This is a genomic window from Lysinibacillus sp. BS3, from assembly GCF_039614735.1.
Lineage (GTDB): Bacteria > Bacillota > Bacilli > Bacillales_A > Planococcaceae > Lysinibacillus > Lysinibacillus capsici.
In genome coordinates this window covers 4,680,858-4,696,193 of sequence record NZ_CP154860.1, presented here as the reverse complement: position 1 = coordinate 4,696,193, position 15,336 = coordinate 4,680,858, and the positions used below count along the sequence as shown (strand labels likewise).

Sequence of the window (15,336 nt, the reverse complement as noted above, 5' to 3'; positions counted from 1 at the left end):
TTTATGGTTCTCTTACCACTCCATCAAAGGCAGCTTGATAGATTTGATAGATATCTTCACGCTCTAATGGCATTGGACTTCGCGCTAAAATACGCGTTTGTTTTGTAGCATCCTCTGTTAGCTGTTCAAGTGCTGATGCAGGGATATTGAATCCTTGTAATGTTGAGGGAATTTTCACATCTTGAACGAGTTGTTGTAAGGCATCAACACATTTATAGGAAGCCTCTTCTTGCGATAAATAGGATGATGATATTCCCATGGCATCTAAAATATCTTTCATTCGTTTTTCACAGCTTTGACGAATATACCCCATGACATATGGTAATAGTACTGCATTGGAATCACCATGAGCTATATGGAACTGACCTCCCAGGGGATAGGCTAAAGCATGGACGCCTGCTACACCGGCATTGAAAAAGGCTAATCCTGCTAAATAGCTGCCATAACTCATATCTGTGCGCGCTTGCTTGTCTTGTCCATTATGGACAGCTGTTCGGATTGACTGGCTAATTAATCGGATAGCTTGTAGTGCAAGTGCATCCGTTACTGCATTCGCATTTACTGATACGTAGGCTTCTATCGCATGAGTTAACGCGTCTACCCCAGTCGCCGCTGTCACCTTCGATGGTAAGGAAATCGTTAAGGCAGGATCTACAATCGCTACATCCGCTAATAAATAATCATGTGTCACGACATCCTTGGTTGTATCCAGTGATAGCACAGAAATATTTGTTACCTCCGAGCCTGTCCCAGAAGTGGTAGGAATTAAGATTTTAGGTAACCCTTTATTATCTAATGTTTTCGTTCCTGTTAGGTTTAAATAATCTGCAACTTTTCCATCATGTTTTGCTAATACGGCGGCAAGCTTTGCTAAATCCAGTGCACTGCCCCCACCTACACCAATCACCAAATCAAATGGATGCTTTCTCGTAAAATCAACCAGTTTTTCGCCAATTGCAAGCGGAGGCTCTGGTGCAATATCCGTATAAATGGTTGTTGTATAGCCTTTCTCAATCAAAGGCTTTTCAACATTGTCCGTTAGACCTATTTCTTTTAATAATGGATCTGTCACGATCAAAATATTGTGAGCGTTAAACTTCTTTACCTCTAGCAGAAGCTGACTCAAACAGCCCCAGCCAGTATAGCTAGCAGGCGTAAAGGTTAATTTATGCATGGCTTCTCTACTCCTATCTATTCATAATAGCCTTCCGTTGATTTTCTAAATGATTTAAATTGAATAGGATCATGGCCAAACCATACCTGTGAATTTGTTTCATTTGCTAGTCTTCGAATCCGTTCCACTGTTGTATTATAACCTACAGAATCGTAGATAATGCCTGGTGGCTTGACAGGAGGACCAAAGCTTTCTGCCGTATAAATGGCATCTGAGGCTAAAATAATACCACCTGTGTCAGGCATTTGAATATGCAAACCTAGCATTCCCCAAGCATGACCACTACCAAAATTTAATACTTGTATCCCATCAGCTAGTTTTACATGATCCTCGCCACGTTTGATTAAGCGCCATTGTAGATTGTTTTTAATCCACATATCAATGTCACCCCAAACATAGGCACCGTCTTTCACGTTTCTAGCATATGTTTGTAATGTGCCATTAAACTCATCTTCCTGTACAATAATTGTGGCATTTGTAAAGAGTTCTAAGCACCCTGCATGGTCGAGATGCAAATGGGAAGCAACAACATATTTGATATCCTCTGGACGAACATTTAATTCTTCTAGACGATGATGTAAATAGCATTCTTCTGGCATATTAATAGGAAATGCTTTTTGCGTAAATTCACCCCATCGCCCTTCTGGACCCATCGAGTTTGGATTGCATGCAGTATCAAATAGAATTTTGCCTTCTGGATGATCAATCAATACTGTATAAACAGGGAATTCAACAAATTCATTTGGCTGGTTTGGATGATCGATGGTTGCGGGATTGTGCATCGCAATCATATAATTTTTATCCATTCGCATCGTACCATTGTCCATCACATACAATTTTGGATGTTGTTTAATCATTTTCATTTTCCCATCTCCATTCGTGATTATTGGTTATTCCAAATTACTAGCTTCATTTCCGTCATTTCTTCTAACGCATATTTAATGCCTTCACGGCCTGTGCCGCTTTCCTTTACACCACCATATGGCATGTGATCTACTCGATAAGTAGGTACATCATTAATGATGACTCCACCAACGTGCAATGCTTTTGTAGCCTGAAAAGCTGTCTGAATAGAAGGAGTGAAGATGCCTGCCTGTAGGCCATAGTGAGAATCATTGATAGCCGCTATCCCTTCATCAATGGTGGATACCGTATTAACGATAACAACAGGTGCAAAAATTTCTTCACAGGATACACGACTCTGTGGTTGAACATTATATAAAACAGTGGGCAATAAAATATGATTGTCAATGTGACCACCTGTAATTACTTGTGCCCCTTCAGCTACTGCCTCTTCAATCCATTGATAAGCACGCTGTTGTTCAGCTTGTGAAATCATCATAGCAAGATCTGTTTGATTATCCATTGGATCACCAATTGTAAGCTGCTCTATTTTTTCCTTCAGCCGAATTAAAAATTCCTCCACCATACTTTCCATGACATAGATACGTTGTAAAGAAATACAGACTTGACCTTGGTTGGAAAAGGCCCCCATCACAATGCGATCCATAATACGCTCTAGCTGTACCCCTTCATCGATAATTACGCCTGCATTGGAACCTAATTCTAAGGTTACTTTCTTCAAGCCTGCACGATTGCGTAGAGAAATCCCTACCGCTGGACTTCCTGTAAACGTTATCATCTTAACATTTGGATGTGCTAAAAATGCATCGCCTACTAATTTACCTTGTCCAGTTACAAGATTAAAGGCACCTGCTGGTAAATTTGTTTGCGCCAATAGTTTTGCCAAAAAATGGGCGGATAGCGCTGTTTGTGTGGCAGGTTTCAATACAATCGTATTGCCTGCAGCTAATGCTGGCCCAACTTTGTGTGCTACTAGATTTTGCGGAAAGTTAAATGGTGTAATCGCTGCCACAACACCGATTGGCTCTCTTAATGTATAAGCAAAGCGCCCCTCTCCATTTTTTGATGCATCCATTGGAACCATTTCACCAGTAAGTCGCTTTGCTTCTTCTGCCGCAAATTTATAGGTTTCAACTGTGCGATCAATTTCAGCGTAAGCATACTTTAACGGTTTGGCTGATTCCATTGCAATGATACTTGCTGCTTCATCTCTATTTTCTGCAAAAAGGGTGGATAACTGCTCTAAAATCTCTGCTCGTTGAAAAGCAGTTAATGCAGCCATTTGAGGAGCTGCAGCATGCGCACTTTCAATGGCCTCCTGTACATCTTTTTCAGTGGCCATCGCAAAGTGTGCCAATACCTCTTGTGAATAGGGAGATTGGATCTCCATCCATTCAGCAGTCATCTTCCATTCTCCATTAATCCATAAGCCCTTTTTCAATCGTAATTCACTCCTTTCTTTTTATGGTTACGTATTCATTTCAGAAAATAAAGAAATGAATACGTAACCATTTTGGTGTAAAAAATAAACTGATGGTCTATCAGTTTATTTTACACGTTGTATTTCTTGGGAAAATCTTAACAGACTCTGTTTGTCTAATGCAAGTACTTTTTTTCTCCATTACCTCAAATAATTTTTCGATAGCAATAAAACCTAAGTTCTCTTCTGATGTTAAACCTACAGTTGTTAAGGCAATAGAGTGATGTTTACTAAGCTCTACATTATCAATACCAATGATATTAAAATCTCTCGGAACCTGAAAACCTCTCTCTAAACAAAGATTCAATATTTCAATGGCAATGGCATCCGTAGCAGCACAAATAGCTGTTGGTCTTTTTTCGAGTTGTAAAAGCTCTGCAAACGCACGTTCAATATCCATTTTATTGGTGTTCGTTAAAAAAGTAGGCACTAATTTTGCATCTAGCCCATAATCCTGTAAAGCTTGTTCAAATCCCAGATAGCGTCCATAGAAGGTACTCATTTGATGTGGACCCCCTATCCAACATAAAGAGTCATGCCCTAATGATAGGACATGCTTGGTCGCAAGGTAACCTGCTTGAACATTATCAATTTCTACAAAATGTCTATTCTCTTTATGCTTACGGTTAAACATAATAAATGGAATAGCTAGTTTTTCTAGTTTATAAAATAAATCATCTTGATACAACATAGAAGACAATATAATTGCGTCTGCTTTCGTTTCTAAAACGGCATTGTAGATTGAATTAAGATTATCCTCTGTGCCAAAATAGACATTAACTTTATAGCCACGTGCATTAACATAATTCACGATGGCTGTAGTTGTATCAACAAAAAAAGGGTTGTGTAAGGGCCCCGAAATCAATGTAATAATACCTGTTTTTTTCTGAACAAGCGATCTTGCTATATCATTTGGCACATAGTTTAGTTCCTCTATCGCCTGCATTACTTTTTCAATTGTTTTTGGCTTTACAAGCTCTGGTGTATTCAATACTCTAGATACAGTTGTTTGTGAGACACCAGCATGCTTCGCCACATCTTTTGAAGATACCAAAAAAACCACCCATTTCATCATTGTGAAGCTATATTATATCATCTATAGAATAATGATTATAGTGATGATTCCTTCTCTACCTTAACGCTTTCGCTCATATGGCTTTGCAGCTTCACTCGCTTTAAAGTTATAAACAGGTTTAATAACTTTGACAATATCTACAGTTTCCCTAATCGCAGAAGTAATTTCTGTCATCGGCTTATAGGCCATTGGTGCCTCATCCAATGTTTCTTCATTGACTGATGTTGTCCAAATCCCCTGCATCGTATCTTTAAAATCGGCCATATTCAAAGCTTTTTTCGCTGCGCGTCGTGAAAACATGCGTCCTGCTCCATGGGGGGCTGAATAATTCCATTCCGCATTGCCTTTCCCTATACAAATCAGAGATCCATCCCGCATATTCATTGGAATAACTAGCTTTTCATCTTTATTTGCACGAACAGCCCCTTTGCGAAGCGTCATCGTTTCTGTATCGATATAGTTATGAATCGTATCAAACGTATCTGTAAAATGCCAATCCATCTGTTTAGCAATGGTTTCTGCAATGGTCCAACGATTCATCCGTGCAAATTGCTGTGCAATCTTCATATCATGGATATAATCATGGAAAGCTTCCCCCTCTAAATATGACAAGTCTTTCGGAACGAACGGTGTTTGTTCTTTATAGGCTTGTATCATGGATTGAATCTCTTGTTGTCGTCCTTGCTGTTTCATTGCCTCTATTTTTTCTGTCAAATCTTCTCGACGTAAATTTTCATAAGCTCTTTTTTGATGCCAATTAGCAACCTTTGCCCCTACATAGCGTGACCCCGTATGGATGAGCAAATAGTGCTGATCATCTTCATCTTTGGCAAGTTCAATAAAATGGTTGCCTCCCCCAAGTGTACCTAATGACAAGTTCGTATAGTCGTCTTTCAAGCCGCTTGCTCGAAATTGTTTACCTTCAAACTCTACAAAATGTCGGCTTGGCGATACTTCTTTATGAATATCCTGCCCACTTGGTACATATGTGCGAATGATGGCATCGAGTTGAGCAAAATCAACTGTTGTTACGTCAAGTTGTGCTACAAATACACCACACCCCACATCAATGCCGACAAGATTGGGTACAACACGGTCTTGCAATTGGATGGTCGTGCCAATGACACATCCTTTACCCGCATGATAATCTGGCATAATACGTACTTTAGTGCCTGCCATAAAAGCCTGGTCTGTTAATTCTTGAATCTGATCAACAGCTGTTTGTAATGCTGTTTGCGCAAAGATTTTTGCATTCGTGAAGCGTCCATTTATTTCAATCAAGTGTATCCCTCCTTACTACTTATACGTAAAACTGGAATGATTTGTTTCATATCATAAAGAAAACGTTCTAAAAGCATGCTACTTTTAGAACGTTTGGTGAAAACCTAATCTTCATATTGTACAACTAATTTTTTAGGTATTTCGGGTATATCATTTGATTTTACATCTTCTTCCCTTAAGTCAAGCATTTGCAGGGGATATTTTTCTCGCACCTCAAAAGGTATTGCAATACTTTCCATTTTATTATTCATTTGACTTCTTGCGAGTAAGCCATTGTTTGATAAATCAATGGCTAAAATAGCCTGCACAGTTTCCTCAAGCATGGCAATATCCTTCGATTTCAACGGCATTTGCTCATTCATTAAAAATGGTTGAAGATGCTCTTTTATATAACCCTGTGCTTCGATTAAGCAAGAAAATTCATTTAATTTTTCAGCATAGCGCTTTAACTGACGCTTATCTTTTGCACGCTGTTGATTTAGTTTCTGTACCTTTTGTTCGATACGGCTCATGCGTACTTTCACTAAATCAATCAAAAAAGGTTGGGTATCTCGAATCGCCTGTAGCATTGAAACCTCTGCTTGTTGTACCTTGGCATATTGGGCGACACAAACCTCTTGCTGCTCATTGAGTTTTTGAACACGCTCTTTGAAAAATTCATTTTGCGTATGTTGGCCAAAGAAAGCTTTCATAAGACCTTTACCATGAATTTTTTTATGTTGTGCATCTAAACGCTCATATTCGCGTAAATACTCACTGTGCATGTTGCGGTATTCACGCAACATTTGTTGATAGTGCACAGCAATTTCAGTAAATTCTTCCACCTTGGAATCGTGTAAATAATCATGTTGCGCTATCGTTTGTAATAGCTGATACAGTGTTTGAACCTGTTTAAACGTGTTCGCTACCTGTTCATATTCTTGCTCATATTCTTTGACAATTGCTAAGTCACGTTGATAGCGAGAATATTCATATTGGGTATCGCCTGCATATTTTTCTATATTCTCTACAGCAGATTGAAATGGATCTCGTTGTGGAATTACAGTTAATTCGAAGCGGAATCGTTCAAGCCATTGTAAGAAGCGAATTAGGATGGCATATGTTTTTTTATCACTATTTTCAGCCACACGATGAATGTGAGCAATTAATTGATCATACTGACTTTTTTGCCAAAGCTCATGACTGTCTGTTTGTTTGGCTACTAGTGCATTAATTGCTGAAATCCCTATAAAATCACTCATCAAATGACCAATACGTTGTTGTTCAGAGTCCATAAATGCTGTGGCATGTTCCTCATCATCGATGCCGTTGATGACACATAAAGGTTCAACACCTTTATTCTTTAACGTTTCAATCAAGAGAAGTTCAGCATCCATTGCCATTGAACCAGCGCGTAACACCCAGAAAATTTCATCAACACGGTTCATAAGCGCCTCTGAAAAATAAGCCATTTCTCCTCCGCCTGCTTCTAATGACACAGAATCAATTATTGTCACGGATTTTAATAAATCATTTTTCAAATAGACTTCTAGGTAATCTAAGTGTTCACGTAAAATCTGGGAAGCAAACGTATCGCCAGTTGTTAGTAGCTCTAATTTACTGAGATCAAATACAGCGACAACACCATCTAAAAAATAAGCTTTAATCTCTTCTTGCTCGCCGTAGCGTATAAACGTATTTACACTTGTTGGATGCTGATCATCTACCGATAATATTTCGCGTCCTAGAAGTCCATTCACAAGTGTTGTTTTGCCCACCCGCTCTTTTCCAACTATTAAAATCATCGTCTGGTTATTGGCATCTTGAATGATTCGATTTAAATGTTTTGCTGTATCTTTCACATATGTATTTTGGACGATGATGCCATACAAGTGTCGTAGTTGGTCAACAAATTGCGGCAAAATATTATTCGCTGAGGTTGTATTTTCGATTGGCGTATTGTCAATGTTCGTCATCCTCAAAACCTCTTTTCGTATGTATCTATAAGACCATTATAAATGAAACTATGGCTTTTCTAATACATGGATTGATGAAAAGAGGACAATATACTTATACGTTTATACGACAAATAGGAATTCATCCTTACACCTATTTCCTGTCTGCTTCATATATGATTGCTACACAGACTAAAGGGAATAGTCCCAGCTATGAGTTTAGAAGTATTAGGCTTGGAGATTTCTCTCCAAGGTTGCTGAATAGCTGACCTTTGTCCTATCCCTCCAAACCAGCTATACGTGCATAAACAGCTCCAAGTAATGGCATTCCACCTTGGGCACCTAGTTTCTCTACAGATAAGGAAGCAGCGATATTAGCAAAATATACAGCCTCATCCAACGATTGCCCTTCTACTAAAGCATAGGCTAAAGCACCATTAAAGGTATCACCTGCGCCCGTTGTATCCACGACTGTTGTCATATAACCTGGAACATGAATTGGATAGGAGCCATCGAAATAACGTGCACCATCACTTCCTAGCGTCACGATTAATTTATTAGGATATTTTTCTAAAACTTGTTCCACTGGCTCCTTAAAAATTTCAGCACATTCTGTCTCGTTAGGTGTTAAATAGGTAATATCATCCATCCACTGCACATCAAAATTGGCTGCTGGAGCAGGGTTTAACAGTATCGGAACACCCGCTTCTTTACATAAATGAATGGCATGGGCTGTCGTCTCTTTAGGGATTTCAAGCTGTATAATTACCAAGTGACTTTTTTGTATCAACTCTTTTGAAGCTTCAAGATGGGATATGCTTAGGTCATAATTAGCTCCAGGTACGACAACAATTCGATTATCGTTATTGTAAATAAGTATATTAGCAATTCCTGTAGGAGCAGTGGTGCTTTTTACAATGGCGTTTGTCTGAATCTGCTCTTGCTGTAAAGCAGCATGTAATGTCTCACCAAAATGATCATTCCCTAAACAGCCAACCATCGCCACCTCGCTGCCAAGACGAGCTGCGGCAACTGCTTGATTAGCCCCTTTTCCTCCTGGAACTGTTTGAAACGAGTTACCTAGAATGGTTTCCCCCTGCTTTGGAAAAGCATTCATTTGTACAACTAAATCCATATTTAAACTTCCTATAACTGTAATCATGGAATTCCACCTTTCATCTTTTGATCAAACAAAAAACAACTGAAATGAGTAGTATCATTTCAGTAGCTTAACAATATAAAAATTCGTATAAACTAAAAACCTATCGACTGTTTTAGGGATGCCCTAAATTCTTTCACTTACTGTAAATCGATACGAGCTTCTTTTACTCGTTAAATGAAAACGATCTAGTCACTCAGGCTATCTTCCTGTTATGCGAAGCAATGCTTCAGATGGCGCTTTCAAAAACTGGCTGGATTTGTCCTTTAATATACAAATATTTTTATAATGATAACATAGTGCCACCTTCGCATTTGATGTTTCCTTAATTATAAATAATTTCATATAGGAAATGCACTACAAACACAAAAAAACTGAAGACAACATCAAATTTGTCTTCAGTCATATCAATTAATAGGCTACTCGCTTCGCCTCATATGCGGCAATGTGGTCCTCATATTTAAAGGTTAAGGCGATTTCATCCCAGCCATTCAGTAACGTTTCTTTATAGTATGGGTCAATTGTAAAATGATAGACTGTACCATCTTCCCCTGTTACGGTTTGCTCTGCAAGATTTACTTCCATACTATAGGGCTTTGCTAAGCCTTTTGCTAAAATAGCATCACATTCCGATTCTGTTAGCTTAATCGGTAAGATACCGTTTTTGAAGCAGTTATTATGGAAAATATCTGCAAAAGAAGGTGCAATCACAACGTTAAAACCGTAATCTAAAATTGCCCATGGTGCATGTTCACGAGAGGAGCCACAGCCGAAATTATCTTGCGCCACTAGAATTTTAGATTCTTTAAATTCAGGTTTATTTAATACAAAGTCAGCTATTTCATTCCCTTGTGCATCGAAACGCCAATGGTAAAATAAAAACTGTCCAAAACCTGTGCGCTCAATACGTTTTAGAAATTCTTTTGAAATAATTTGATCGGTATCAACATTTTTTCGATCAAGTGGTGTGATGACACTATTTACGATATTAATTGGTTCCATTTTTCAATCATCCCTTCCCGAGTAAAGCAAGACTTACACTGTTTCCTTCACAAATTCACGTACATCGACGAAGTGACCTGCAATCGCAGCGGCTGCTGCCATTGGTGGTGACACTAAATGTGTACGAGCTCCAGCGCCCTGACGTCCTTCAAAGTTGCGGTTTGAGGTAGAGGCACAGCGTTCTCCAGCTGGTACGATGTCATCATTCATCGCAAGACACATCGAGCAACCAGACTCTCGCCATTCAAAGCCTGCATCCATAAATATTTTATCTAAACCTTCTGCCTCTGCTTGTTTTTTCGTTGTATGTGAGCCTGGGACAACGATGGCTGTGACCTTGTCATGCACCTTACGCCCTTTGATAACATCAGCAGCTGCACGCAAATCACTAATGCGTGAGTTTGTACAGGAGCCAATGAAGACATGCTGGATGTCAATGGATGTTAATGGCTGGCCTTCCTCTAAGCCCATATAGGCAAGTGCTTTTTGAAGTGCCGCCTTGTCTGATTCATCCTCATAATCTGCTTGTGTTGGAACATGCCCAGAAACACCAGTACCCATCGATGGGTTTGTTCCCCACGTAATGATTGGTTCAATTTCTTCAGCTTTTATAATACGAACCGTATCGTACGTTGCATCTTCGTCTGAAGCAAGACTTAACCAGTAAGCGGCTGCTTCTTCCAATTTTTCTCCCTGCGGTGCATATTTGCGTCCACGAATATAATCGACTGTTGTTTGGTCAGGTGAGATAAGCCCTGCTTTTGCGCCTGCCTCAATTGACATATTACAAATCGTCATGCGTTCTTCCATAGATAGTTTGTGGATAGCCTCTCCAGTGAATTCCACAATATGTCCTGTACCAACACCTATTCCGAACTTGGCAATGATGGCTAGAATAATATCCTTTGCCGCTACCCCAACTGGTAGCTCCCCTTCAACACGAATCTCCATCGTTTTCGGCTTATTTTGCCATAATGTTTGCGTCGATAATACATGCTCCACCTCTGATGTTCCAATACCAAATGCAATGGCCCCGAAGGCACCGTGAGTCGATGTATGAGAATCACCACAAACAATGGTTTTACCAGGCTGTGTTAATCCAAGCTCTGGCCCAATCACATGGACAATCCCTTGGTCAGGGTGACCCATGCCCGCTAACTCAACGCCAAATTCCTCAGCATTTTTAGCTAATGTTTCGATTTGATTGCGCGCAATGGGATCATGGATAGTTGGTAAATTTTTTGTTGGTACGTTATGATCCATTGTCGCAAAGCTTAAATCAGGACGACGCACTTTACGTCCGTTCATGCGTAACCCTTCAAAAGCTTGCGGAGATGTTACTTCATGAATTAAATGAAGATCAATATATAACAGGTCCGGTTTGCCCTCTTCCTGATAAACAACATGTTTATCCCAAATCTTTTCAATTATATTTTTACCCATTGTCTTCACCTATTTCTTTAAATATATGTTGTCATAATACTTTGTGATACAAAGCTAGTATCAATTTCGTTAATTACCTTATCTGTCCATTCATTAGTCGATAAAATACGACTGCCGTCACGAGCAAGATCTGCTGTAAAGTAGCCATCATCAAATACTGCACTTACCGCGCGTTCAATTTCTGCTGCTTCTTCTTTTAAGCCAAATGAATATTGCAGCATCATCGCTACGGATAAAATGGTTGCAGCAGGATTTGCTACACCTTGCCCTGCAATTTCTGGTGCGGAGCCATGTACTGGTTCATATAAGCCAAAATTATCACCACGAATGGATGCGGATGGTAAAACACCTAGAGAACCAGTAATAACAGATGCTTCATCACTTAAAATATCACCAAACATATTTTCAGTAACGACTACATCATAGTGTCCAGGATTTGTAATAAGTTTCATTGCGACAGAGTCTACTAGGTTATGTTCTACGATTACATCTGGATACTCTTTTTTCTTTGCTTCTACAACTTCACGCCATAAGCGACTTGTTTCAAGCACATTCGCCTTGTCAACAGAGCATAATTTGCCACCACGTAAACGTGCTAGTTCAAAGGCATTTTCAACGATACGCTCTACCTCTGCTTTAGAGTAAACCGTTGTATCAATTGCGCCATTTTCAGTACGCATACGTGGTTCCCCGAAGTATACGCCGCCTGTTAGTTCACGTACAATCATTAAATCAACGTTCTCAGCCACTTCACGCTTTAATGGTGAAGCATCTAGTAAACTCGGGAACGCCTTTACTGGACGTAGATTGGCAAATAAATCGAAGTGTTTCCGAATTCGCAGTAACCCTTTTTCTGGGCGCAATTCAGGAGGGTTTTGATCCCACTTTGGACCACCTACAGCTCCTAATAAAATCGCATCACTATTTTCACACATCTCGATTGTTTCATCAGGTAATGGATTATTGTGCTGGTCAATCGCAGCACCACCAATTGTTGCATATCCTAAATGAAATGTATGATTAAATCGTTTACCAATCACCTGTAATACACGTACAGCAGAAGCAACAACCTCTGGCCCAATTCCATCACCGGGAAGTACTGTAATTTTTCTCTCCATCGTCAAAACACCTTTCTTTGTATAGCGTATTCGCTAATTTAGTAAAGACGCTCACCTACCTTTTATCGAGGTGAGCGTAGTCATTACGTCTAAGCGTAATTTTTGGTTAATTGATACAATACGCCATGACATCATTGCATCCGACTTGTGAATGGTACTTCATACAATTCACTACCTCAGAAACCTATACAGGATGTGCGCGAAGGCTTGCTTGAATTAAATGACGGTTAATAGCATTTAAATAAGCTTTTGCCGATGCTTCTAAAACATCTTGAGAGGAATTACGGCCTGTAGTCGAAACCTCATCATAGCGAATATTAATAACCGCTTCACCCAGTGCATCTCGTCCTTTGCCAACCGAAGTCACACGGTAATCAATGACATGTACAGCTCCAGGTACAAGTTGCTCCAGTGTATTAAAAATTGCTTCTACAGAACCAGAGCCAGTAGCTACAACGGTTTTTTCTAGTCCCTCAGGTGTAAGCACAATGGCTGTAGCTGTAGGAATATTTTCAGTACCATATTGCACCTGCACCATTTTCAACTCAAAGAGTGGTACATCTTCTACTTGAACTTGTTGCTCAGTAAGAAGAGTAAGTAAATCTTCCTCTGTAATTTCTTTTTTACGATCAGCCAATTTTTTAAATTCCACAAATGCTTTGTTCAACTTTTCATCAGAAAGATGGAAGCCCATTGTTTCCGCACGATCACGGAATGCTGCACGACCAGAATGTTTCCCGAGAACTAATGGAATCTCACCTTCGCCGATTAAAGCAGGTGAAATAATTTCATAGGTTTCTGGATTTTTTAAGACACCGTCTTGATGGATGCCCGATTCGTGTGCAAAAGCATTTCTTCCTACAATCGCTTTATTTGGCTGAATCACAACATTTGTCAATTTACTGACTAATTGAGACGTACGTTTAATTTCTTGCAACTGAATGCCCGTTTGCACCTGATAAATATCCTTGCGAATATGAAGTGCTACAGCAATTTCCTCGAGTGCTACATTACCTGCGCGTTCGCCGATACCATTGATTGTTCCTTCGACTTGTGCAGCACCATTTTCTATTGCGGCAATCGTGTTAGCTGTTGCCATCCCTAAATCATCATGACAATGGGCAGAGAATTTCACTTTGTCAGCACCTTTGACATTTTCCAGTAGGAACTTAAATAATGCACCATATTCTTGCGGGGATGCATACCCTACAGTGTCTGGAACATTAATCGTTGTTGCACCAGCAGCAACCACTTCGTTCATAATTCGCACTAAAAATTCACGATCAGAGCGGAATGCATCCTCGGCAGACCATTGTACAAGTGGGAAGTACTTTTTAGCGTATTTAACAGCCTCTACCGCTTGCTCCACCACTTGCTCAGGGGATTTTTTTAATTTGTATTCCATATGAATAGGTGATGTGGCTAGAAAAATGTGAATATGTGGCTGTTGTGCTACTTTTATCGCTTCCCATGTAGCATCAATATCCTTTTGGATACAGCGAGCTAGCCCCGTCACAATGGAATTTTTTACTGTACCTGCAATGCGATGGACTGCATCAAAGTCACCAGGTGACGAAGCAGGAAATCCTGCTTCTATAATTGTCACACCAAGGCGCTCTAATTGTTTGGCAATTTCAATCTTCTCGGCTGTGTTTAAGTTGATCCCAGCAGATTGTTCACCATCGCGAAGCGTAGTATCGAAAATATCAATTTTTCGCACTTGTCGCCACTTCTCTCACAACTTTTTCTTTACCTTCGTTGATGAATGGCATCATAGCACGTAGTTTTGCGCCTACTTCTTCGATTTGATGGTTCGCACCAGCTTCTTTGAATTTTGTATATTCTGGACGACCATTTTCATTTTCTTGAATCCAACGACGAGCAAATGTACCATCTTGGATATCTGTTAATACGTCTTTCATACGAGCTTTTACAGACTCATCGATAATGCGTGGTCCTGCAACATAATCTCCCCACTCTGCTGTATCTGAAACTGAGTAGCGCATTGTTGCCATACCGCCCTCAAACATTAGGTCAACAATTAATTTAAGCTCATGTAGTGTTTCAAAGTAGGCTAATTCTGGTTGATAACCAGCTTCTACTAATGTTTCGAATCCTGCTCTTACTAGTTGTGTTGCACCACCACAAAGTACCGCTTGTTCACCGAATAAATCTGTCTCTGTTTCTTCTTTGAATGTTGTTTCAAGAAGCCCACCACGTGCAGCACCGATTCCTTTACCATACGCAAGTGCTAAATCTTTTGCTTGGCCTGTAGCATCTTGGTGAATAGCGAATAGTCCTGGTACCCCAGCACCTTCTTGGAATTGACGACGAACTAGATGTCCTGGTCCTTTTGGTGCTACTAAAAATACGTCAACGTCTGCTGGTGGTGTAATTTGACCGAAATGGATATTGAAGCCGTGTGCAAACATCAATGCTTTACCAGCTTGTAAATGTGGCGCAATTTCCGCTTCATAAACTGCTTTTTGGCGCTCATCTGGTAGTAGAATTTGGATAACATCTGCTTCTTGTGCTGCTTCAGCCACTGTTTTCACGTCAATACCATCTGCTTTTGCCGCATCGAAGGATCCACCTGGACGAACCCCTACTACCACGTCAAAACCTGATTCTTTAAGGTTTAAAGCATGTGCATGACCTTGTGAACCGTAACCGATAATTGCGATTTTCTTTCCTTTTAATACGTCCTCGTTGATATTTTGCTCATAGTACATTGTAGCCATTGTTAATTTCCTCCTAGAATATGTTTTGTTTTTTATAGCTTTAGATACTTGCTCTGTCTATAAAG

General features: G+C 39.8%; 12 protein-coding genes. All 12 read right to left on the bottom strand.

The features are described 5' to 3' along the window. Window position 1: 1 nt before the first annotated feature. Window positions 2-1,174: an iron-containing alcohol dehydrogenase gene (locus AAJG31_RS23455; protein ID WP_048392395.1), complete on the bottom strand. Its 1,173-nt coding sequence runs from the start codon at window positions 1,172-1,174 to the stop codon at window positions 2-4. Window positions 1,175-1,191: 17 nt separating this feature from the next. Beyond that, window positions 1,192-2,037, bottom strand: coding sequence for an N-acyl homoserine lactonase family protein (locus AAJG31_RS23450; RefSeq protein WP_066037793.1), 846 nt, complete (start codon window positions 2,035-2,037; stop codon window positions 1,192-1,194). A 20-nt stretch (window positions 2,038-2,057) separates the two neighbouring features. Beyond that, window positions 2,058-3,479: an aldehyde dehydrogenase family protein gene (locus AAJG31_RS23445; RefSeq protein ID WP_066037794.1), complete on the bottom strand. Its 1,422-nt coding sequence runs from the start codon at window positions 3,477-3,479 to the stop codon at window positions 2,058-2,060. Window positions 3,480-3,579: 100 nt separating this feature from the next. Then, complete coding sequence (locus AAJG31_RS23440) at window positions 3,580-4,581, bottom strand: LacI family DNA-binding transcriptional regulator (protein ID WP_231595618.1); 1,002 nt, start codon at window positions 4,579-4,581, stop codon at window positions 3,580-3,582. A gap of 72 nt (window positions 4,582-4,653) precedes the next feature. After that, window positions 4,654-5,874, bottom strand: coding sequence for an RtcB family protein (locus AAJG31_RS23435; protein WP_054550473.1), 1,221 nt, complete (start codon window positions 5,872-5,874; stop codon window positions 4,654-4,656). Window positions 5,875-5,978: 104 nt separating this feature from the next. Further along, window positions 5,979-7,829 (bottom strand): dynamin family protein, encoded by a 1,851-nt coding sequence (locus AAJG31_RS23430; RefSeq protein ID WP_103118362.1) that lies wholly within the window; start codon window positions 7,827-7,829, stop codon window positions 5,979-5,981. 256 nt (window positions 7,830-8,085) lie between these two features. Further along, window positions 8,086-8,970, bottom strand: coding sequence for a ribokinase (gene rbsK, locus AAJG31_RS23425; protein ID WP_279495344.1), 885 nt, complete (start codon window positions 8,968-8,970; stop codon window positions 8,086-8,088). 408 nt (window positions 8,971-9,378) lie between these two features. Then, the gene (gene leuD / locus AAJG31_RS23420) at window positions 9,379-9,969 is read right to left on the bottom strand and encodes a 3-isopropylmalate dehydratase small subunit (RefSeq protein WP_048392388.1); all 591 of its coding nucleotides are present in this window, start codon (window positions 9,967-9,969) and stop codon (window positions 9,379-9,381) included. Window positions 9,970-10,002: 33 nt separating this feature from the next. Further along, window positions 10,003-11,412: a 3-isopropylmalate dehydratase large subunit gene (gene leuC, locus AAJG31_RS23415; RefSeq protein ID WP_279495346.1), complete on the bottom strand. Its 1,410-nt coding sequence runs from the start codon at window positions 11,410-11,412 to the stop codon at window positions 10,003-10,005. Between the two features lie 17 nt (window positions 11,413-11,429). Further along, window positions 11,430-12,530: a 3-isopropylmalate dehydrogenase gene (leuB, locus tag AAJG31_RS23410; RefSeq protein WP_004231422.1), complete on the bottom strand. Its 1,101-nt coding sequence runs from the start codon at window positions 12,528-12,530 to the stop codon at window positions 11,430-11,432. Between the two features lie 184 nt (window positions 12,531-12,714). Next, complete coding sequence (locus AAJG31_RS23405; RefSeq protein ID WP_048392386.1) at window positions 12,715-14,250, bottom strand: 2-isopropylmalate synthase; 1,536 nt, start codon at window positions 14,248-14,250, stop codon at window positions 12,715-12,717. Further along, on the bottom strand, window positions 14,237-15,271 hold the full coding sequence (gene ilvC, locus AAJG31_RS23400) for a ketol-acid reductoisomerase (RefSeq protein ID WP_016991908.1): 1,035 nt from the start codon (window positions 15,269-15,271) through the stop codon (window positions 14,237-14,239). The genes AAJG31_RS23405 and ilvC overlap by 14 nt, the downstream gene beginning before the upstream one ends. Window positions 15,272-15,336: the final 65 nt, after the last annotated feature.

What these genes read in the sequence shown, in the direction of transcription:
- AAJG31_RS23450 (WP_066037793.1), bottom strand. Translation starts at nt 2,037, where the DNA reads ATGAAAATGATTAAACAACATCCAAAATTGTATGTGATGGACAATGGT.
- leuC (WP_279495346.1), bottom strand. Translation starts at nt 11,412, where the DNA reads ATGGGTAAAAATATAATTGAAAAGATTTGGGATAAACATGTTGTTTAT.
- rbsK (WP_279495344.1), bottom strand. Translation starts at nt 8,970, where the DNA reads ATGATTACAGTTATAGGAAGTTTAAATATGGATTTAGTTGTACAAATG.
- leuB (WP_004231422.1), bottom strand. Translation starts at nt 12,530, where the DNA reads ATGGAGAGAAAAATTACAGTACTTCCCGGTGATGGAATTGGGCCAGAG.
- AAJG31_RS23455 (WP_048392395.1), bottom strand. Translation starts at nt 1,174, where the DNA reads ATGCATAAATTAACCTTTACGCCTGCTAGCTATACTGGCTGGGGCTGT.
- ilvC (WP_016991908.1), bottom strand. Translation starts at nt 15,271, where the DNA reads ATGGCTACAATGTACTATGAGCAAAATATCAACGAGGACGTATTAAAA.
- AAJG31_RS23430 (WP_103118362.1), bottom strand. Translation starts at nt 7,829, where the DNA reads ATGACGAACATTGACAATACGCCAATCGAAAATACAACCTCAGCGAAT.
- leuD (WP_048392388.1), bottom strand. Translation starts at nt 9,969, where the DNA reads ATGGAACCAATTAATATCGTAAATAGTGTCATCACACCACTTGATCGA.